The sequence below is a fragment of the Ruegeria sp. SAZD013 genome (assembly GCF_059612525.1).
Map to the genome: position 1 here is coordinate 94,009 of NZ_JBXWQT010000035.1, position 18,878 is coordinate 112,886.

16 protein-coding genes are annotated in these 18,878 nt (G+C 56.9%); 10 read left to right on the top strand and 6 right to left on the bottom strand.

Annotated elements, in window-relative coordinates:
• The first annotated feature begins 127 nt into the window (after positions 1-127).
• A complete protein-coding gene (locus AC2FLU_RS17455) occupies positions 128-1,111 on the top strand; it encodes a complex I NDUFA9 subunit family protein (RefSeq protein ID WP_480519699.1) in 984 nt (327 codons plus the stop codon).
• Here the strand turns inward: AC2FLU_RS17455 and AC2FLU_RS17460 are convergent, their stop codons facing one another.
• On the bottom strand, positions 1,112-1,915 hold the full coding sequence (locus AC2FLU_RS17460) for an undecaprenyl-diphosphate phosphatase (protein WP_496812060.1): 804 nt from the start codon (positions 1,913-1,915) through the stop codon (positions 1,112-1,114).
• Positions 1,916-2,146: 231 nt separating this feature from the next.
• Between AC2FLU_RS17460 and AC2FLU_RS17465 the strand changes: the two genes are divergently transcribed.
• From AC2FLU_RS17465 to AC2FLU_RS17500, 8 genes are all read left to right on the top strand, one after another.
• Positions 2,147-3,580: an NAD(P)-dependent oxidoreductase gene (locus AC2FLU_RS17465; protein ID WP_496716409.1), complete on the top strand. Its 1,434-nt coding sequence runs from the start codon at positions 2,147-2,149 to the stop codon at positions 3,578-3,580.
• Between the two features lie 24 nt (positions 3,581-3,604).
• On the top strand, positions 3,605-4,042 hold the full coding sequence (locus tag AC2FLU_RS17470) for a GFA family protein (RefSeq protein ID WP_480474595.1): 438 nt from the start codon (positions 3,605-3,607) through the stop codon (positions 4,040-4,042).
• Positions 4,039-8,571, top strand: coding sequence for a glutamate synthase large subunit (gene gltB, locus AC2FLU_RS17475; RefSeq protein ID WP_496808138.1), 4,533 nt, complete (start codon positions 4,039-4,041; stop codon positions 8,569-8,571). Before AC2FLU_RS17470 ends, gltB begins: the two co-directional genes overlap by 4 nt.
• 181 nt (positions 8,572-8,752) lie before the next feature.
• Entirely contained in the window at positions 8,753-9,667 is a 915-nt protein-coding gene (locus AC2FLU_RS17480) for a Hint domain-containing protein (protein WP_480519709.1), read from the top strand.
• 39 nt (positions 9,668-9,706) lie between these two features.
• The gene (gene mtgA, locus AC2FLU_RS17485; protein ID WP_480519711.1) at positions 9,707-10,441 is read left to right on the top strand and encodes a monofunctional biosynthetic peptidoglycan transglycosylase; all 735 of its coding nucleotides are present in this window, start codon (positions 9,707-9,709) and stop codon (positions 10,439-10,441) included.
• Between the two features lie 58 nt (positions 10,442-10,499).
• Entirely contained in the window at positions 10,500-11,165 is a 666-nt protein-coding gene (fzlA, locus tag AC2FLU_RS17490) for an FtsZ-binding protein FzlA (RefSeq protein WP_480474603.1), read from the top strand.
• A 73-nt stretch (positions 11,166-11,238) separates the two neighbouring features.
• Positions 11,239-12,276, top strand: a complete 1,038-nt coding sequence (gene queG / locus AC2FLU_RS17495; RefSeq protein ID WP_480474605.1) for a tRNA epoxyqueuosine(34) reductase QueG — start codon at positions 11,239-11,241, stop codon at positions 12,274-12,276.
• Positions 12,277-12,348: 72 nt separating this feature from the next.
• A complete protein-coding gene (locus AC2FLU_RS17500) occupies positions 12,349-14,352 on the top strand; it encodes a hydantoinase/oxoprolinase family protein (RefSeq protein WP_496808139.1) in 2,004 nt (667 codons plus the stop codon).
• A 39-nt stretch (positions 14,353-14,391) separates the two neighbouring features.
• Here AC2FLU_RS17500 and msrA read toward each other — a convergent pair whose 3' ends face one another.
• From msrA to AC2FLU_RS17515, 3 genes are all read right to left on the bottom strand, one after another.
• Positions 14,392-14,904, bottom strand: coding sequence for a peptide-methionine (S)-S-oxide reductase MsrA (gene msrA / locus AC2FLU_RS17505; RefSeq protein WP_496808140.1), 513 nt, complete (start codon positions 14,902-14,904; stop codon positions 14,392-14,394).
• Positions 14,901-15,350: a peptide-methionine (R)-S-oxide reductase MsrB gene (gene msrB, locus AC2FLU_RS17510; RefSeq protein ID WP_480474611.1), complete on the bottom strand. Its 450-nt coding sequence runs from the start codon at positions 15,348-15,350 to the stop codon at positions 14,901-14,903. The genes msrA and msrB overlap by 4 nt, the downstream gene beginning before the upstream one ends.
• Before the next feature lie 125 nt (positions 15,351-15,475).
• Complete coding sequence (locus AC2FLU_RS17515; RefSeq protein WP_496716173.1) at positions 15,476-16,360, bottom strand: DMT family transporter; 885 nt, start codon at positions 16,358-16,360, stop codon at positions 15,476-15,478.
• 182 nt (positions 16,361-16,542) lie between these two features.
• Here AC2FLU_RS17515 and AC2FLU_RS17520 point away from each other — a divergent pair, with 182 nt between their 5' ends.
• Entirely contained in the window at positions 16,543-17,739 is a 1,197-nt protein-coding gene (locus tag AC2FLU_RS17520) for a BCCT family transporter (protein WP_496716181.1), read from the top strand.
• Positions 17,740-17,819: 80 nt separating this feature from the next.
• Here AC2FLU_RS17520 and AC2FLU_RS17525 read toward each other — a convergent pair whose 3' ends face one another.
• Positions 17,820-18,293, bottom strand: coding sequence for a GNAT family N-acetyltransferase (locus tag AC2FLU_RS17525; protein ID WP_496808141.1), 474 nt, complete (start codon positions 18,291-18,293; stop codon positions 17,820-17,822).
• Positions 18,294-18,509: 216 nt separating this feature from the next.
• Positions 18,510-18,797: an HU family DNA-binding protein gene (locus tag AC2FLU_RS17530; protein ID WP_117871130.1), complete on the bottom strand. Its 288-nt coding sequence runs from the start codon at positions 18,795-18,797 to the stop codon at positions 18,510-18,512.
• Between the last annotated feature and the right edge of the window lie 81 nt (positions 18,798-18,878).

Below are 18,878 nucleotides of genomic sequence, written 5' to 3' on the forward strand. Positions count from 1 at the left end.
TTAAGTTCGGTTTTCGAACTGAAGTTTTGGCCTTATTATTTCATGACCGGCGCGGCGAATTAGTGCCTTGTTTGGCTGGCCTGCGGGCGTTAGTTCTAGGGCGCAATTTCTCAGCAGGAGCCCTCTCATGTCGAAACTGGTGACGATTTATGGCGGATCGGGATTTGTCGGTCGCTACATCGCGCGGCGCATGGCGAGAGAGGGGTGGCGTGTGCGGGTGGCTGTACGACGCCCGAACGAAGCCATGTTCGTGAAACCCTACGGCGCCGTGGGACAGGTTGAGCCTGTGCTGTGCAATATCCGCGATGACGCCTCGGTCGCGCTGGCAATGCAGAGCGCCGATGTCGTGGTGAACTGTGTGGGTGTGCTGAATGAACTGGGCAAGAACGCGTTTGATGCCGTTCAGACCGAAGGGGCCGAGCGTATTGCGCGCTTGGCCGCACAGCAGGGCATTGGTCGAATGGTGCATATCTCGGCTATAGGTGCAGATGCAAACGCGGCCAGCGATTATGCCCGGACCAAAGCGCTGGGCGAGGCGGGTGTGCTGAAGCACATGCCGGATGTAGTGATCCTTCGCCCATCTGTGATCTTCGGTACCGAGGATCAGTTCTTTAACCGATTTGCCGGGATGACCCGCATGGGTCCGTTCCTGCCGGTGGTTGGTGCTGAGACCAAATTCCAACCCGTCTACGTGGACGACGTGGCCCAGGCAGCGGTCAAAGGTATTCTGGGGCAGGCTGAGCCGGGCGTGTACGAGCTTGGCGGGCCGGAAGTGAAAACCTTCCGCGCCCTGATGCAACAGATGCTTGAAGTGATCCACCGGCGGCGCATCATTGTCGGTCTTCCGTTTTTTGCTGCCCGGATTATGGCGGGCGTGCTGGATATTGCGAAATTCGTCAGCTTCCAGCTGTTCCCGAACAACATTCTGACCCGCGACCAGGTCAGGAATCTGCGTCATGACAACGTGGTATCTGACGGGGCCAAGTCCTTTGCGGATCTTGGCATTGCGCCGACCACTCTGGAATCGGTGCTGCCGGAATATCTTTGGAAATTCCGCCCATCGGGGCAGTATGACGACATTCAGAACTCGGCGAAGAACCTGCGTATCTGATCAGCTGTAGGCCATGAACAACAATGCCGCGCCCAGTATGACGCGGTAGATCACATAGGGCGTGAAGCTGACACTGCGCAGCAGTCGCATCATAAGGCTAAGCGCCAGAAGTGCCGAGACAAAAGCAAATGCCGCGGCAATGGCCCCGTCCCGTGCCAGTTGCGCATCAGCGTCGCGTATCACATCCAGTGCCAGCAGTGTGCCTGAGGCCAGAATGGTTGGGATTGACATAAGCATGGCAATCCGTGCGCCGTCTGCTCGGGTATAGCCCAGTTGACGTGCTCCTGTAATGGTGATCCCGGATCGCGATGTTCCGGGGATCAGCGCAAGAACCTGCCACAGCCCCATGATGAAAGCATCGCGCACACCCCAATCAGACACACCTTTCGTCTGGGGGCCTTTCTGGTCAATCCAATAAAGCAGCAGGCCAAAGCCCAGCATTGTCCATCCGATTACAGCGATCGAACGCATGGCCTCGCTTAACCCGGTCAGATGTAGGATCAGACCTGCAATCACGGTTGGAATTGTTGCAATGATGAGGCCCAGAGCCAAACGGGCCTGCGGCGTATCTGTCCGGCCGTTCAAGGCGCGCGGCAACCCGGCAAGGGCCTGCTTCACATCCGTCCAGAAATACAGAACGACCGCTCCGAGGGTTCCGACGTGCACCGCGATGTCTATGGCTTGACCCTGATCCTGAAGGCCTGACAAATTCGGCAGCAGGATCAGGTGACCCGAAGACGAAATGGGCAAAAACTCAGTTATTCCCTGAATGATTGCCACGAGAATCAGGTGGAAAAGACTCATCTGCCCTGCCGTGCTGTCGCCACGATTTTCTTGTGGTGTATGGCTATAAGGGCAGTGGAGAAAAGGAAAGTCTTCATATAGGTCCGGATCGTACCTAAAATTCCCTCCATAATTTGCCGATTTCGAGTGGAAGGGCGAAAAATTCTCATAATAGGTCAGTGTATATGACTTTTCATCCGTTTGCGCATCGCATAAAGAAACCGAACCAAGCCAATTCATGGAGTCTGACCCGTGGCCAAGCAACCGATGCTGAAATTTGTGCAGATCGACCGCGTCATGCCGGAAAAGCGTGCCGCCAATGACCGCAGAGAAGACTTTAACGAGATCTATGCAGAATTCGCTGCCGAGAAAGCAGCAGAACAGGCCAGCCGTTGCAGTCAATGCGGTGTGCCTTACTGCCAATCGCACTGCCCGCTGTATAACAACATTCCCGACTGGTTGCGGCTGACTGCAACCGGACGGTTGGAAGAAGCTTACGAAACCAGCCAGGCGACAAACACCTTCCCCGAGATTTGCGGCCGCATCTGCCCGCAGGACCGTTTGTGCGAAGGAAATTGCGTGATCGAACAATCCGGTCATGGAACGGTCACCATCGGAACGATCGAAAAGTACATTACCGACACGGCGTGGGAAAAAGGCTGGGTCAAGCCAGTGGTCCCTGCGGCAGAGCGCCGTGAAAGCGTCGGCATCATCGGTGGCGGGCCGGGCGGTCTTGCCGCGGCAGACATGCTGCGTCGGGCCGGTATTCAGGTCACGGTCTATGACCGCTACGACCGTGCGGGTGGGTTGCTGATGTATGGCATTCCGGGCTTCAAGCTTGAAAAAGAAGTCGTCCAGCGGCGCAACGACCTGTTGGCTGACGGCGGTGTCGAGTTCGTTTTGAACTGCGACGTGGACGCTGCCAAATTCGCGGAAATTCACGCCAAGCATGACGCGGTCATCATCGCGACGGGCGTTTACAAGTCGCGGGATCTGTCCATGCCGGGCAGTGGTCTTGCCGGGATCGAGAAGGCAATCGATTTCCTGACCGCATCAAACCGTAAAAGCTTTGGTGACGTTGTTGAGGATTTCGACAACGGACGGCTGAATGCCGAGGGCAAGAAGGTTGTCGTGATCGGTGGTGGCGACACTGCGATGGATTGTGTGCGCACGTCGATCCGCCAGGGCGCGACGTCAGTCAAATGCCTGTACCGTCGTGACCGGGCAAACATGCCGGGTTCGCAGCGCGAGACACAGAATGCCGAGGAAGAAGGCGTGGTATTCGAATGGCTCAGTGCACCCAAGGGGTTCACGGGCGACGACAAGGTTTCCGGCGTGATGGTGCAGAAAATGCGCCTGGGGCAACCCGATGCATCTGGTCGCCAGGCCCCCGAAGTGATCGAAGGCGCGGATTATGTCGAGGACGCCGATCTGGTGATCAAGGCGCTGGGTTTTGAGCCCGAAGACCTGCCAACGCTGTTCGGGCAGCCCGACTTGCCCGTCACCCGATGGGGAACGGTCCGGGCAGCATTCCAGACCGGGGAAACCGAAATGGAAGGTGTGTACGCAATTGGCGACATCGTGCGCGGTGCTTCGCTGGTTGTATGGGCGATCCGTGACGGGCGCGACTGCGCCGACGCGATCATCGACCGGTTTAATGCCAAGACTGCCGTCGCAGCGGAATAACCCCAGCTTTCAGGAGGGTTCGAAATGTCGGAACTTCAAGGCCAATGCATGTGTGGTGCGGTCACTGTAACTGCTACACCGGCGCGGGATGCGCTGGGGGCGTGTCACTGTGACCAATGCCGTCGGTGGACCAGTTCGATGCTGGTGACGTTTCAGGCGAAAGAAGGCTATGCCGCGCTAGGCCCGGTCAAGACATTTACCTCGTCCGACTGGGCAGAACGTGCCTTTTGCGACGAATGCGGATCCTCGCTCTGGTACCGGATCACGCTACCGGGTGAGATGCACGGACAGACACAAATGGCGGCTGGCCTGTTTGAAAATGCAACAGGCAACCCGCTGAAACTTGAACTTTATATCGACAAAAAGCCCGAGGGATACGCGTTCGCAGGCGAACGTCGGCAAATGACCAAAGCCGAGGTCGAAGCCATGTATTCCCTCTCTGACGAAGGAGACAGCCAATGACCAAATATGATGCCGATTGGGTGCGGGCAGAAGAAGCAAAACGCAAGTGGATGGCCGAAAATGGCCTCTACTCCGAGGCAGAAGAGCATTCTTCGTGCGGTGTGGGCCTTGTTGTGTCCGTTGATGGCAAACGGTCTCGCAAGGTGGTGGATGCCGGGATTGATGCCCTGAAAGCGATCTGGCATCGCGGAGCCGTGGACGCGGATGGCAAGACCGGCGACGGCGCGGGCATCCATGTGCAGATTCCAGTTCCCTTCTTCTATGATCAGATCCGCCGCACAGGCCACGAACCCAAGCTGAATGAACTGATTGCAGTTGGTCAGGTCTTCCTGCCCCGCACCGATTTTGGCGCACAGGAGCGGTGCCGGACCATCGTCGAAAGCGAAGTTCTGCGTATGGGGTATTACATCTATGGCTGGCGACACGTGCCTGTCGATGTGACTTGCCTGGGGGAAAAGGCCAACGCGACCCGCCCCGAGATTGAGCAGATCCTGATCTCGAACTCCAAGGGTGTGGACGAAGAAACTTTTGAGCGCGAACTCTATGTCATCCGTCGCCGCATCGAAAAAGCGGCCTTGGCGTCGGGCATTTCGGGCCTTTATCTTGCGTCGCTGTCCTGCCGGTCGATCATCTACAAGGGCATGATGCTGGCTGAACAGGTCGCTGTATTCTATCCCGATCTGATGGATGACCGCTTTGAATCGGCGTTTGCGATTTACCACCAGCGGTATTCCACGAACACCTTCCCGCAATGGTGGCTGGCACAACCATTCCGCATGCTGGCCCATAACGGCGAGATCAACACCCTCAAGGGCAACGTCAACTGGATGAAAAGCCATGAAATCCGGATGGCTAGCGGAACTTTTGGTGACTATGCCGAAGACATCAAGCCGATCATCGCTGGTGGTTCGTCAGATTCCGCCGCATTAGACTCGGTTTTCGAGGTGTTGGTGCGTGCGGGGCGGTCGGCCCCGATGGCGAAAACCATGCTGGTTCCGGAAAGCTGGTCCAAGCAGGCGGTCGAGCTGCCGCAAGCGTGGTGCGACATGTATTCCTACTGCAACTCGGTGATGGAGCCATGGGATGGTCCGGCCGCGCTGGCGATGACCGATGGACGCTGGGTTTGCGCTGGTCTGGACCGGAACGGGCTGCGCCCCATGCGGTACGTCGTGACCGGTGATGGCCTTGTCATCGCAGGGTCGGAGGCCGGAATGGTGCCGATCAACGAAGCCACCGCGACCGAAAAAGGCGCATTGGGGCCGGGTCAGATGCTGGCGGTCGACATGAAAAAAGGCAAGCTGTACCGCGACACCCAAATCAAGAACAAACTGGCCAGCGCGCTTCCATTCGGCGAATGGGTTGGCAAGATAAACGACCTGGACGAAACGCTTGCGGGTGTGACCGAAGCTCCGATCTTTGCGGGTGGCGAGTTGCGCAAGCGCCAGATTGCTGCGGGATACTCGGTAGAAGAGTTGGAACAAATCCTTGCTCCGATGGCGGAGGATGGCAAGGAAGCCTTGGCATCCATGGGGGATGATACGCCCTCGGCCGTTTTGTCAAAACAATACCGCCCGCTGAGCCATTTTTTCCGTCAGAACTTCAGCCAGGTGACCAACCCGCCGATCGACAGCCTGCGTGAATACCGCGTGATGTCGCTGAAAACCCGGTTTGCCAACCTCAAGAACGTGCTGGACGAAGACAGCAGCCAGACCGAGATCGTGGTTCTGGAAAGCCCCTTTGTCGGCAACGCGCAATGGGACAAACTGGTTGAGAACTTTGATGCGCCGCTAGCGGAAATCGACTGTAGCTTCGAGGCTGGTCAAGGCGCATTGAGCGCAGCTTTGGCCCGTATCAGAGCCGAATCCGAAGAGGCGGTGCGATCTGGTGCCGGGCATATTGTCCTGTCTGATATGCGGTCGGGCGAGGATCGGATTGCGATACCAATGATTCTCGCGACCAGCGCTGTGCATTCCCATTTGACGCGTCAGGGTTTGCGGACCTTCTGTTCGTTGAACGTTCGTTCGGCCGAATGTGTGGATCCGCATTACTTTGCCGTTCTGATCGGATGTGGCGCGACTGTGGTGAACGCCTACCTGGCCGAAGATTCTTTGGCCGACCGCATCGACCGCGGTTTGCTGGACGGAACCCTGACAGAAAACGTCGCGCGCTATCGCGAGGCGATCGATCAGGGTCTGTTGAAGATCATGGCCAAGATGGGCATCTCGGTCATTTCGTCCTATCGCGGTGGTCTGAACTTTGAGGCCGTTGGCCTCAGCCGTGCCATGGTGGCCGAGTATTTCCCCGGTATGACGAGCCGAATTTCCGGTATCGGTATCAAAGGTATTCAGGCCAAGGCCGAAGAAATCCATGCCAAGGGTTGGAATAGCGGTCTGGATGTACTGCCCATCGGTGGTTTCTACAAGGCGCGTAAGTCAGGTGAGACCCACGCGTGGGAAGCGACCTCGATGCACATGATGCAGATGGCCTGCAACAAGGCTTCGTATGAGCTGTGGAAGCAGTATTCGGCCAAGATGCAGTCGAACCCGCCAATTCATTTGCGCGATCTGATGGATTTCAAACCGTTGGGCAAGCCGGTGCCGATCGAAGAGGTGGAATCGATCACCTCGATCCGCAAACGCTTTGTCACGCCAGGTATGTCGCTGGGTGCATTGTCGCCCGAAGCGCATAAAACACTGAACGTGGCGATGAACCGGATCGGTGCGAAATCCGACAGTGGCGAAGGTGGCGAAGATCCGGCACATTTCGTGCCTGAACCCAATGGCGACAACCCTTCGGCCAAGATCAAACAGGTGGCTTCGGGCCGGTTTGGCGTGACTGCGGAATACCTCAACCAGTGTGAAGAGCTTGAGATCAAGGTCGCTCAGGGTGCAAAACCCGGCGAAGGTGGTCAGTTGCCAGGTATGAAGGTCACCGACCTGATCGCGCGCCTGCGCCATTCGACCAAGGGCGTGACGCTGATCTCGCCGCCGCCGCACCACGATATCTATTCGATCGAGGATCTGGCGCAGCTGATCTACGATCTGAAGCAGATCAACCCGCGCTGCAAGGTGACGGTCAAGCTGGTAGCGTCCTCGGGCGTTGGCACGATTGCTGCCGGTGTAGCCAAAGCGAAAGCGGATATTATCCTTATTTCGGGTCACAATGGCGGTACAGGCGCGTCGCCTGCGACCTCGATCAAATATGCCGGTTTGCCGTGGGAGATGGGCCTGACCGAGGCGCATCAGGTTCTTGCGATGAACAACCTGCGGGATCGCGTCACCCTGCGGACCGACGGTGGTCTGCGTACCGGTCGCGACATTGTCATGGCCGCGATGATGGGGGCCGAGGAATACGGCATCGGTACCGCCGCGCTGATCGCCATGGGTTGTATCATGGTGCGTCAGTGTCAGTCGAACACTTGTCCGGTGGGCGTGTGTACGCAGGATGAATCCCTGCGCGCCAAGTTCACCGGCAATGCGGATAAAGTGGTGAACCTGATCACTTTCTATGCCCAGGAAGTGCGAGAGTTGCTGGCCAGCCTCGGTGCGCGCTCGGTTGACGAGATCATCGGCCGAGCCGACCTGTTGGCTCAGGTCAGCCGGGGATCGGCGAATCTGGACGATCTGGACCTCAATCCGCTGCTGATCACTGTCGATGGGGCACATAACATCGTCTACAACCGCGACAAAGAGCGCAACGCGGTGCCGGATACGCTGGACGCCGAAATCGTTCGTGATGCGGCGCGGTTCCTGAAGGATGGTGAAAAGATGCAGCTGTCTTATGCCGTGCAGAACACGCACCGGACCGTTGGAACCCGTGTGTCCAGCCATATTGTGCAGAATTTCGGGATGCGGAACACCTTTCAGGACGACCATCTGCATGTGAAGTTGCAAGGCTCTGCCGGGCAATCGCTGGGAGCTTTTGCGGCCCCGGGTCTGAAGCTGGAAGTGTCGGGCGATGCCAATGACTATGTCGGTAAGGGCCTGTCCGGGGGTATGATCGTCGTGCGCCCACCGCAAGTCAGCCCGCTGAAAGCAGATGACAATACGATCATTGGTAACACGGTTCTCTATGGGGCCACTGATGGGTATCTGTTTGCCGCCGGTCGCGCCGGTGAACGGTTCGCGGTGCGGAACTCTGGCGCCAAGGTTGTTGTCGAGGGGTGCGGTTCCAACGGGTGTGAATACATGACCGGCGGTGTCGCCGTTATCCTTGGAACGATCGGAGCCAACTTTGGTGCGGGCATGACAGGCGGAATGGCCTATCTGTATGATCCCGAAGGCAAGGCCGAGGCGCTGATGAACAGGGAAACGCTGGTCACTTGCCGGGTCACTGTGGATCACTGGGAAGATCAGTTAAAAACGCTTATCATGCGTCACGCTGCTGAATCACAAAGCCGCAAGGCTGCTGATATTCTTCAGCATTGGGATGTGGAAAAAGGCAACTTCCTGCAGGTTTGCCCGAAGGAAATGCTGAACAAACTTAGCCACCCACTGAGTGTTGAAGCCAAAGCAGTTCCGGCGGAATAAGCCGAAACTTTTTGCCTCTCGAAACCCCGCGTGTCATTTGCACCACGCGGGGTTCGTATATTAACGACGTTTCAGTGCTGGTCTTGCCCGTTTATCCGAAAATCGCCAATCTTTCTTCACACTCAGGCGATAATCATGGGCCGATCTAGGCACCAGATGATAAGCAGACAGGGGCAACCGGATGCCAACACCGTATCAGGATCAGTTTTATACTTTCGATCCAGCAAACCCGCCGCCTGCGGGAACGGCTGTCGCGGTTAGCAGTTTCACTTTGATCGATGCAGATGATGACAACGAAATTGATGCACCGAGTGGTGATACAGTCAATGGCCAGGACGTTACGAATTCCTGGCCGGGAGACACTGTTACCATCAACGTCGCGGGCGTCGGGAATGTAACCTATACCGGCACCACGTTTTATCTGGCTGATGGATCTCGGGTTTTTACACCGACAGACGGCCAGGTCTTGCAGCCGGGAACGTTTGTTTCAGCCACCTTCGTCAACACACAGGGGCCGCTGAATGTCGGCAATTTGGGTCCGCCCTGTTTCACGCCGGGCACCATGATAATGACCCCGGATGGGGAACGCACGGTGGAAGATCTTAAGGTCGGTGATCTGGTCACGACCGTGGATCATGGCCCTCAGCCTTTGATCTGGGTTGGGCGTACAGTGGTAGCCGCCGAAGGAAAGCTGGCCCCGATCCGGTTTGAGGCCGGAGTGTTCGACCTGGATCGTCCGCTGCTTGTTTCGCCTCAGCATAGGATGCTGATTGAAGACTGGCGAGCCTCGTATCTGTCCGGGCACGCTGAAGCGCTGATTCCGGCACATGCTCTGGTCAATGGAAAAACGGTGACCCGCGTGGAAGGCGGTGAGGTGGAGTATTTCCACCTTTTGTTCAAGCAGCACGAGATCGTCATCGCCAATGGTGCCAAAAGCGAAAGCTATTATCCGGGGCATGCGTTGTCGGCCTCGGACCGCGAAACGCAGAGCGAGGTCCTGCATCTGTTCCCTGAACTGGCAGGTCATGATCCGATGTCGGTAGAAACCGCACGCCCGGTTGTTCACCCGCGCGAAGCGCGCGCCTTCGCAATTTAGGCCGTTTCAAACCCGGACCGCGCGTCGTATAGCTGAAGTATGGCGAAGAAAGCAGCCCGCAAATCAAGCGGTAAGAAAAACAAGGCATCCAGCAGGAAATCACCAACGGTGCGTCAGATACGCCGTTGGCTGACTCGTGCGGTTGCGGCAATTGCAGGAGCTTTGCTTGCGATAATCCTGTTGTATTCGGTTGTGAACCCACCTTTAACCCATACGATCTGGTCAGAATGGCGCCGATTGGGAAAGGTTGAGCGTGAATGGGTACCGATCGAGGACATGGCCCCGATCATGGCGCGATCGGTTGTGGCAGCAGAGGATGCGAATTTCTGCCTGCATTGGGGATTTGATGTAGAGGCCATTCGAGATGCGCTTGAGGATGGCGGAAATCGCGGTGCCTCGACCATTACACAGCAAGTGGTAAAGAACGTATTCCTTTGGCAGGGGCGCAGTTGGATACGCAAGGCGCTGGAAACTTCGATCACACCTGTGGTCGAGATTTTCTGGAGCAAGCGGCGCATCCTTGAGGTCTATCTGAACGTTGCCGAAACCGGGAATGGCGTTTTTGGGGTCGAGGCTGCCGCGCAACAGTATTTCAACACCAGCGCATCGAAACTGACCCCAGTTCAGGCAGCGCGGATTGCCGCCATTCTGCCGTCACCGCGCAACAGGTCAGTCACAGATCCGACGGCGCGTACGCGCAGACGGGCGGCATCTATTCTGGATGGGGCGGCCACCATCCGCGCAGATGGTCGCGCAGATTGTTTCGAGGATTGAAACCCGTCGCCTGCCAAGGCTAAATCTGTCGGGTACTCACTGGTTCGATTGGAAGCCCATGGCGCGTTTGTTTCATGTTCCCCTCTCTCCGTATTGCCGCAAGGTTCGGCTGTCTTTGGCGGAAAAGAAGATCGAGGTTGAGCTTGTCGAAGAGCGATACTGGGAGCAGGATCCCGACTTTTTGCGCCGAAACCCTGCGGGTAAAGTACCAGTATTGCGTCTGGACGGACAAATGATGTCGGAAAGCGCGGCGATCTGCGAATATATTGAGGAAACCCGCCCCGAACCATCATTAATGCCAAAAAGTCCCGAAGCCCGATACGAAGTACGGCGCCTTGTCGGCTGGTTTGACGACAAATTCCATCATGAGGTGACGTCGAAGCTGCTGTACGAACGGGTGAACAAAAAAGTGACGGGTCAGGGCTATCCTGACAGCAAGAACGTCAAACAGGGTGCCAAAGCGATCAAGTACCATCTGGATTATATGGCATGGCTGTTGGATCACCGCCGGTGGTTGGCCGGTGATCAGATGACACTGGCTGATTTCGCGGCAGCGGCGCACCTGTCGTCGCTGGACTATATCTCGGATGTGGATTGGAACCGCAGTCAGGTGGTCAAGGACTGGTATGCGAAAATCAAATCGCGCCCTGCTTTTCGCTCTATTCTGGCGGATCAGGTGCCGGGTTTCCGGCCGCCGCCCCATTACGCAGATCTGGATTTCTGATAGTGTGTGCCAGCGGGGCTGTCTCCCCCCATCGGGCATCTGCGCGATTCCCCCCGAGGATATTTTGGGCCAGATGAAGAGCGGATCAGATTTGAAGGAAAAGCTGGTACAGCAGGCCCTTGAAGAGGGGTTTGTTGCGTGCCGTGTCTGCCGCCCCTGGGATGTTCCAAAAGTTCCCGAGCGTTTGGCAGCGTTCCTGGACGCAGGGTATCATGGGCAGATGGGATGGATGGCCGAGCGGACGCATTGGCGCGGTGATCCTGCGGCCCTTTGGCCCGAGGCGCGATCAGTGATCATGCTGGCCGAGAGTTACACGCCGGAACATGATCCTACAGACGTCTTGAAGCAACGCGGCCACGGGGCGATTTCTGTCTATGCGCAGAACAAAGACTATCATGATCTGGTCAAAAAGCGACTGAAGCGCCTGGCGCGGTGGCTGATTGCCGAGGCGGGCGGCGAGGTTAAGGTGTTTGTTGACACTGCACCCGTGCCGGAGAAAGCTTTGGGGCAGGCCGCCGGGTTGGGCTGGCAGGGGAAACACACGAATCTGGTCAGCAGGGAGTGGGGTAATTGGGCCTTTATAGGGTCTGTTTTTTCAACTTTGGATATACCCGCGGATCCCGCTGAGATTGATCGCTGCGGGTCTTGTCGGGCCTGTTTGGACAGCTGCCCCACGGACGCCTTTCCGGGCCCGTATCAGTTGGACGCACGGCGGTGCATTTCCTATCTGACAATCGAGCATAAAGGCCCTGTGAAGCCTGAGCTTCGCAGAAAGCTGGGCAATCGAATCTACGGCTGTGACGATTGCCTTGCGGCTTGCCCGTGGAACAAGTTTGCGGTTGCCGCAAGCGACCTGCGCTATGCAGCGCGCGAAGATCTGGCGGCGCCTGCGCTGGAAGAGCTGGTGGCGCTTGATGATACTTCGTTCCGAGCGAAATTCTCGGGCTCACCCATCAAACGGATCGGGCGCGACCGGTTTGTGCGCAACGTGCTTTATGCCATTGGAAACTCGGGGCAGTCGAAACTGAGGGCCGCGGCCCAAAGTTTGACAGATGACCCAGATGAAACCGTGGCCGACGCAGCGCGCTGGGCGGTGGAACAACTTTCATAATTGCCGCAAACAGGCTGGACGTGTCGGCCCCAATCGCTACACCAATCTGCAGCGAACAGTAAGGAGAACCCGATGGCGCTGGCTTTGGGGGTGGATACGGGTGGAACCTATACCGATGCGGTACTGATCCGGGATGAAAAAGAGGTAATAGCCTCGGCCAAGTCCCTGACCACACGTGCGGATCTGGCAATTGGTGTAGGCAAGGCGATTTCTGCCGTTTTGGAGCAGGCAAAAGTTGCGCCGGATCAGATTTCAATGGCCTCTTTGTCCACTACATTGGCGACAAATGCCTTGGTCGAAGGGCAGGGCGGGCGCGTTGCATTGATCTATATCGGGTTCAAAGACAGCGACCTTGAAAAGCACGGTTTGAAGGACGCGTTAAAAGGGGACCCGGCCCTGGTTATGTCTGGTGGGCATTCCCATTCTGGCAGCGAAGCTGCACCATTGGATGTTGCCGCGCTGGAGCAGTTTTTAGACACTCACAAGGGGATTTCAGGCTTTGCCATAGCCGCTCAGTTTGCCACCCGTAATCCCGCGCATGAACTTGAAGCCGCGCGAATCGTTTCGGAAAGAACCGGGGCTCCGGTAACATGTTCGCATCACTTGTCGGCAAAGCTGAATGGGCCGAAACGCGCCGTGACGGCAGTGTTGAACGCGCGGCTGATCGGGATGATCGACCGTTTGATCGGGCGGGCGCAGGACCGGCTGCGCGAGTTGGGGATTATGGCCCCGATGATGGTTGTTCGCGGTGATGGGGCGTTGATGAGTGCTGAACAGGCGCGTGAACGCCCCATTGAAACGATCCTGAGCGGACCTGCCGCGTCAATTGTCGGCGCGCGCTGGTTGACTGGCGCAGAGAATGCGTTGGTGTCGGATATTGGCGGTACGACAACTGACGTGGCGTTGATCCGTGACGGTAAGCCCGCGATCGACACGGCAGGGGCACAGGTGGGCGGGTTCCGCACAATGGTCGAGGCAGTTGCGATGCGCACCCATGGCCTTGGAGGTGACAGTCAGGTGCATGTCGTGACCGAGGGGTTGCAGGGCGGTGTTTTTCTGGGGCCGCGCCGCGTTCTTCCGGTGTCCCTGATCGCCTCGGAAGCGCCCGAGATCGTTCATGCCGTTCTGGACGAGCAATTGCGGGCCACGACGGTGGGTGAGCACGATACGCGCTTTGCCCGACGCGTGCCGGGAATACGTGACGACGGTATAGATGTGCGCGAAGAAGCCCTGTTGGAGCGGTTGGGAGATCAGGTTCTGCCGATTGGTTCCTTGCTTAGGTCCCGAATGGAGAGCGGCGCATTGACCCGGTTGGTGGATCGCGGGATCGTTCAGATCTCGGGCGTGACGCCGTCGGATGCCAGCCATGTACTGGGGCGGGTGGATGCCTGGGATGCTGAAGCCGCCCGTAAGGCACTAGAACTGGTTGCGCGCAAACGGGTCGGGTCCGGGGATATGTTGGCAAATTCCGCCGAGGCGCTGGCGCAAATGATCGTGGACCAGTTGACGGAACAGACCAGTTTGATCTTGTTAGAGGCTGTTTTTGATGAGGAACCGGACAGTTTCGGGCTGCCGCCACAGGAGTTGGCGCGGCATGTCCTGACACAGCGCGGATTGGCGCGGCATCGCGGTTTGTTGTCGCTGACCGCAGCTCTAAACGTTGATGTTGTGGGGCTTGGGGCATCAGCCCCCAGCTATTACCGGGCGGTTGGTGAACGGCTGCACTGCCGGATGATCCTGCCGGAACATGCGGGCGTAGCCAATGCGATTGGCGCCGTCGTGGGACGGTTGACCTTACGGCGATCGGGCACGGTGACAAGCCCTGCCGAAGGGCGGTATCGTGTACATCTCAAGGGCGGGCCCAAGGATTTTTCCGCATCAGAAGACGCGTTGGATTTGCTGGAAAATGTTCTGAGGTCGGAAGCTGAAGGTGCGGTGCGCGAAGCCGGTGCAGAAGATATCCGCGTGATCGTGGATCGCGACATCAAAACCGCGCGGGTCGAGGCCAATGATGTGTTTGTCGAAGCAATGATCACGGTCGAGGCAAGCGGGCGACCGCGGGTTGCGGCGGGCTAGCCCCTCTGACTTGTACAGAGGGGCCGGGCAGGTGGTGCATTATTCTGCGGCGCTGGCACGTTTGGGAAGAACCCAGTCCTGGCGCGGGAAGTGGCAGGTATATCCGTTCGGGATGCGCTCAAGATAATCCTGATGCTCGGGTTCGGCCTCCCAGAAATCGCCGACGGGTTCGACTTCGGTTACGACTTTTCCCGGCCACATGCCGCTGGCATTCACATCTGCGATAGTATCCAGCGCAGTTGCTCTTTGGGCTTCATCGACGTGGTAAATCGCGGAACGATAGCTCATGCCTCGGTCGTTGCCTTGCCGGTTCACCGTGGTCGGGTCGTGAATCTGGAAGAAAAATTCCAGCAGGTCGCGGTAACTGATCTGCGACGGGTCAAACCAGATCTCGATCCCTTCGGCGTGGGTGCCATGGTTGCGATAGGTTGCGTTGGGCACATCGCCTCCGGTGTAGCCCACCCGGGTTCGCAAGACGCCCGGCAGCTTGCGGATCAGGTCCTGCATACCCCAAAAGCAGCCTCCGGCCAGTACAGCACGTTGTTCAGTCATTGGATTTCCTCCACGTGGATCAGGAATTCGGCGTAACCTTCAGCCTCCATCTCATCCCGATGGATGAACCTGAGCGAGGCCGAGTTGATGCAATACCGCAGGCCACCATGTTCTCGCGGGCCGTCGGGGAAGACATGCCCCAGATGGCTGTCGCCGTGTTTCGAGCGAACCTCGGTCCGGATCATACCATACGTCGTATCGCGAAACTCCTCCACATGCTCATGGAGGATCGGCTTGGTGAAGCTGGGCCAGCCACATCCGGATTCGTATTTGTGGGTCGAAGCAAACAGCGGCTCGCCTGACACGATGTCCACGTAGATGCCCGGTTCCTTGTTCCCCAAATACTTGCCTGTCCCCGGTCGTTCGGTGCCGTTGCGTTGGGTGACATGAAATTCTTCGGGCGAAAGCGCCGCGATAACCGTGGGGTCTTTGGTGTAGCGTGTCATGGATCCTCCGGCTGATTTGACGTTTGAGCCATTATCTGGGGGCTGCAGGGTAGAAAGCAAAGCGATATTTCAAACAGCTCTCACAGTCGTGCAGTCGGTCAGACGCAAACATTTGGGTCCTTGCTTTAGGCCGAAGCCGTTTTGCCAGAAGGTTGGCGTGACAGCTGAACCGCAAGAATACCCAGCGTCGTGACGGTAACGCCAATTGCGTCCATCGCGCCCAGTTTTTCGCCCAATAATATGGCCGCAATCGTGACACCAAATACCGGGTTCAAAAAGTGGAACGTGGCTGCGCGGATCGCGCCGATGCGATCCAGAAGAAGGAACCAGATCAGCGTGGCCAGCAGCCCAGGAAACAGGGTTGTGTAAGTGAACGCCAATGCCAGTGGCAGCGTCGGGTGGATGTAAATGGTCTCAAAGATCGGAGCGGCCACGAACAACGTGGCGGAACCTACAAGCATCTGCAGGCCCACGACCATCATGAAATTGCCGCCTGAGGTTGCGCCGCGAACCGCGAGGGTGGCAAAGGTCAGCGCCAAAGCTCCGATGCCGCATAGCGCGACGCCGAACATGTCGACACCAGAACTGATCCGGCTGCTCATGATCAGGGCGACGCCGGTGAATCCGGTAAACAAACCCAAAATACCGAGAGGGCGCAGTTTCTCGCCAAAAATAAGCCACCCTGCCAGTGCCACCAGCAAGGGCATTGTGGACGCGATAATCGCCGCAACCGAAGCCTCGACCGTTTGCATCGCGTAAAAATTCAGACCCAAATACAGGGCATTTTGGCAGATACCGAACAGAATTGTCGCCCGCCATTGGTTCCGAGTCAGGTGCCAGCTTTGCCCCATCGCCCGGGCAATCAGAACCCCCAGAACCCCTGAGATCAAAAACCGCAGAGCCAGCGAAAACAAAGGAGAGGCGTCTGCCACTATGATCCGCGCCGAGGTAAAGGCGGACGACCAGATCAGGGCAAATGTCAGCCCCATGGCTATGGCGCGCAGATCCATGGAGACCCCCTGTCACTTTGCGCGGACTGTCCCCGATTTTGTGATCGGTCGCAAGCGCTGCGCGTCATAAAAGACGCATATGTGATGACAGGAAAGTCGCCCTTATGTTTTCGTTGATTGACTGACCAATTAAAGCTATCAGCTCCGGGATCTGACATATCAAGGGAGGGTTGTCGGTGCTTCTGGAATACATTCTATCTTTTGGCGTCCTACTGGCGTTGGGCCTGGTCGCGTTCTTCGTCGTGAAATGGTGGAACCTGCGCTGCGTTGGCGTGACACCTGTTCACCTTTTCACATTCATCGCGATCCTGTTTACGTCCGGTCTGGATGTTGGCCTGATCATGTTCCCGTTGACAGAATTTGGTGGGTATGCCGAAGATCCGGCATATGCCTTTGCTAATCCACTGGCGATCGAATTCGGTTTCTGGGGTTTTCTGATCTGGGCGTTTTACTTCCTGACAGCCTTCTATTTCTGCGTGATCGAACCGCGCGTGAAATTCTTTGAGATCCCGCTGGTCAAACTGATCAACAACGTGGTCATTATTGGCACCTGCGCCTTTACCGCCAGCCTGTTCCTGATCTACCTGCCTGGCTACCTGCCAGAGGTCGGAGATGGCGAATCTGTCGTTACCACCTTCTACGTCATCGTGTTTGTGGTCATATTGGCGGCGGCATACTCGTCGACCGACCTGAAATATGTGCGGATCCTGTCGGTGGGCTCGACCTTCCTGTTCATGGCCCTGATCCTGGGAATGTGGGCGGCCGCTGGTATGGGAATGACCGGGTTTGTCGAAACCGGCAGTAACATTGGCGCCTATTTCACCAATATGCACAAATTTGTCCTGCCGCTGACTGACTACCATGCCTTCTACCTGTTCTGGTGGTTTGCGTGGTCAATCATGATTGGCCAGTTTACTTCGCGCTTTGTGGGCGGGTTGAAGACCTGGCAGTTGCTGGCGGCGTTGCTGATCTTCCCGTCGATCCCGCTGGGGATCTGGTTCACCGTTCTCTACTACTATCATCTGAACGGTATCAGCACCGCAGGGATCACCAATATCGCGATGGTAATCGTGGGCGTGACCTTTGTGATCAACTCGCTGGACTCTCTGATTAGGCTCTATACGGACAACCTGAACATGACCGCCGAGCGGTTTGGCAAGGCGACCTATGTCGCCGGCAACGTCGCGCTGCTGTTTGTCCTGACCCTGCTGTTCCAGAGCCAGTGGCTGCAAATCCAATGGATCGGAGCCGTCGTAGTCGGTCTCTACCTGGCTTGCGTGGTCTATATCCTTGTAACCAAGCGCAAAGAGGTGATGAGTATCGACGCCATGCCGGAAGATCGTGATCTGGACTTCCACAAGGTTGAGACGATTCACTGATTGTTTCTAACCTACCAAAACAAAAGCGGGCCTCGACATCGGGGCCCGCAGCCGTGTTTTGGCGCTGCCCGGTTCGCGCCTCATTCCGTGTCGAGACGATATTTGAGGAAGCTGTGGCCAGAGTAGTCTACTTGCCCAACAAAATACGCGCCGAGTTTAGTCATTGCGCGCAGTTTCGTGCGTGAAGGCGGCAGCAAGAATGTCACGAACGGAATACGATTGTCCTGCTTTGCGAATGCGATGGCCTGACGCGCTATTTTGGCACCCAGTCCAAATGCACTGGGCTTCAGGACCAGCCCGAAATCCCACTCTTCACCTTCTTTTTGAAAACCGCCCCATCCCACATATTGTCCGCGGTGCAGAATTGCCCAATGACCTAGGCCGTCCCGCGCCCAACACGACTCTTTCGCATTAACGAAACTGGCGACTGTTTCCTCATCCCAATCCTGCGTCAGGAGAGGCATGTGTTCGGCAAGAATTGGATTTCTCATATGCGCCAGTATCTCAGGTGCTGAGACGAGGGGCAGTCGCGTGAATGTAATATCCTGTTCCATAGAACTGGGATTTAGCGGGCCAAGCAGGAATTCAAAGGGTTGTCCGTAAAAAACGTGCCAAGGACATCCGGTGTTGGATTGTAGCCCATATTTACAGTCTGAATAAGAACGCTGATGCCTTAGGACACATGTGCGCAGGCTTTAAATTGTGAAGCTCAGGCACAAAAAAGGGGCCGCGTAACCGCCACCCCTTTATATGGTTCCAAGCGCTTGAGATCAGCCGTTCACGCTGTCTTTCAGTGCTTTCGCGATGGTCATTTTCACAACCTTGTCGGCTTCTTTGGTGAAGGTTTCACCGGTTGCCGGGTTGCGGACCTGACGCTCAGGGCGTTCGCGGCAGTAGATTTTGCCGACGCCAGGCAGGGTCACTGCACCACCTGCGGAAACTTCGCGCGTGATCAGGCCGGTGATGGCCTCAAGCGCAGAGTTCGCGGATTTCTTATCGGTTCCCATTTCCTCAGCGAGAGCAGCAACCAGCTGAGTCTTTGTCATAGGTTTTGCCATTTCTTGGTCTCCTTAACGTGCCCGATCTATAGGGCCTCACCGCGTAACTGTAACGGGATATTGTGGCCAAACACAACGAAT

What these genes read in the sequence shown, in the direction of transcription:
- AC2FLU_RS17455 (WP_480519699.1), top strand. Translation starts at nt 128, where the DNA reads ATGTCGAAACTGGTGACGATTTATGGCGGATCGGGATTTGTCGGTCGC.
- AC2FLU_RS17460 (WP_496812060.1), bottom strand. Translation starts at nt 1,915, where the DNA reads ATGAGTCTTTTCCACCTGATTCTCGTGGCAATCATTCAGGGAATAACT.
- AC2FLU_RS17470 (WP_480474595.1), top strand. Translation starts at nt 3,605, where the DNA reads ATGTCGGAACTTCAAGGCCAATGCATGTGTGGTGCGGTCACTGTAACT.
- gltB (WP_496808138.1), top strand. Translation starts at nt 4,039, where the DNA reads ATGACCAAATATGATGCCGATTGGGTGCGGGCAGAAGAAGCAAAACGC.
- AC2FLU_RS17480 (WP_480519709.1), top strand. Translation starts at nt 8,753, where the DNA reads ATGCCAACACCGTATCAGGATCAGTTTTATACTTTCGATCCAGCAAAC.
- mtgA (WP_480519711.1), top strand. Translation starts at nt 9,707, where the DNA reads ATGGCGAAGAAAGCAGCCCGCAAATCAAGCGGTAAGAAAAACAAGGCA.
- fzlA (WP_480474603.1), top strand. Translation starts at nt 10,500, where the DNA reads ATGGCGCGTTTGTTTCATGTTCCCCTCTCTCCGTATTGCCGCAAGGTT.
- queG (WP_480474605.1), top strand. Translation starts at nt 11,239, where the DNA reads ATGAAGAGCGGATCAGATTTGAAGGAAAAGCTGGTACAGCAGGCCCTT.
- AC2FLU_RS17500 (WP_496808139.1), top strand. Translation starts at nt 12,349, where the DNA reads ATGGCGCTGGCTTTGGGGGTGGATACGGGTGGAACCTATACCGATGCG.
- msrA (WP_496808140.1), bottom strand. Translation starts at nt 14,904, where the DNA reads ATGACTGAACAACGTGCTGTACTGGCCGGAGGCTGCTTTTGGGGTATG.
- msrB (WP_480474611.1), bottom strand. Translation starts at nt 15,350, where the DNA reads ATGACACGCTACACCAAAGACCCCACGGTTATCGCGGCGCTTTCGCCC.
- AC2FLU_RS17515 (WP_496716173.1), bottom strand. Translation starts at nt 16,360, where the DNA reads ATGGATCTGCGCGCCATAGCCATGGGGCTGACATTTGCCCTGATCTGG.
- AC2FLU_RS17525 (WP_496808141.1), bottom strand. Translation starts at nt 18,293, where the DNA reads ATGGAACAGGATATTACATTCACGCGACTGCCCCTCGTCTCAGCACCT.
- AC2FLU_RS17530 (WP_117871130.1), bottom strand. Translation starts at nt 18,797, where the DNA reads ATGGCAAAACCTATGACAAAGACTCAGCTGGTTGCTGCTCTCGCTGAG.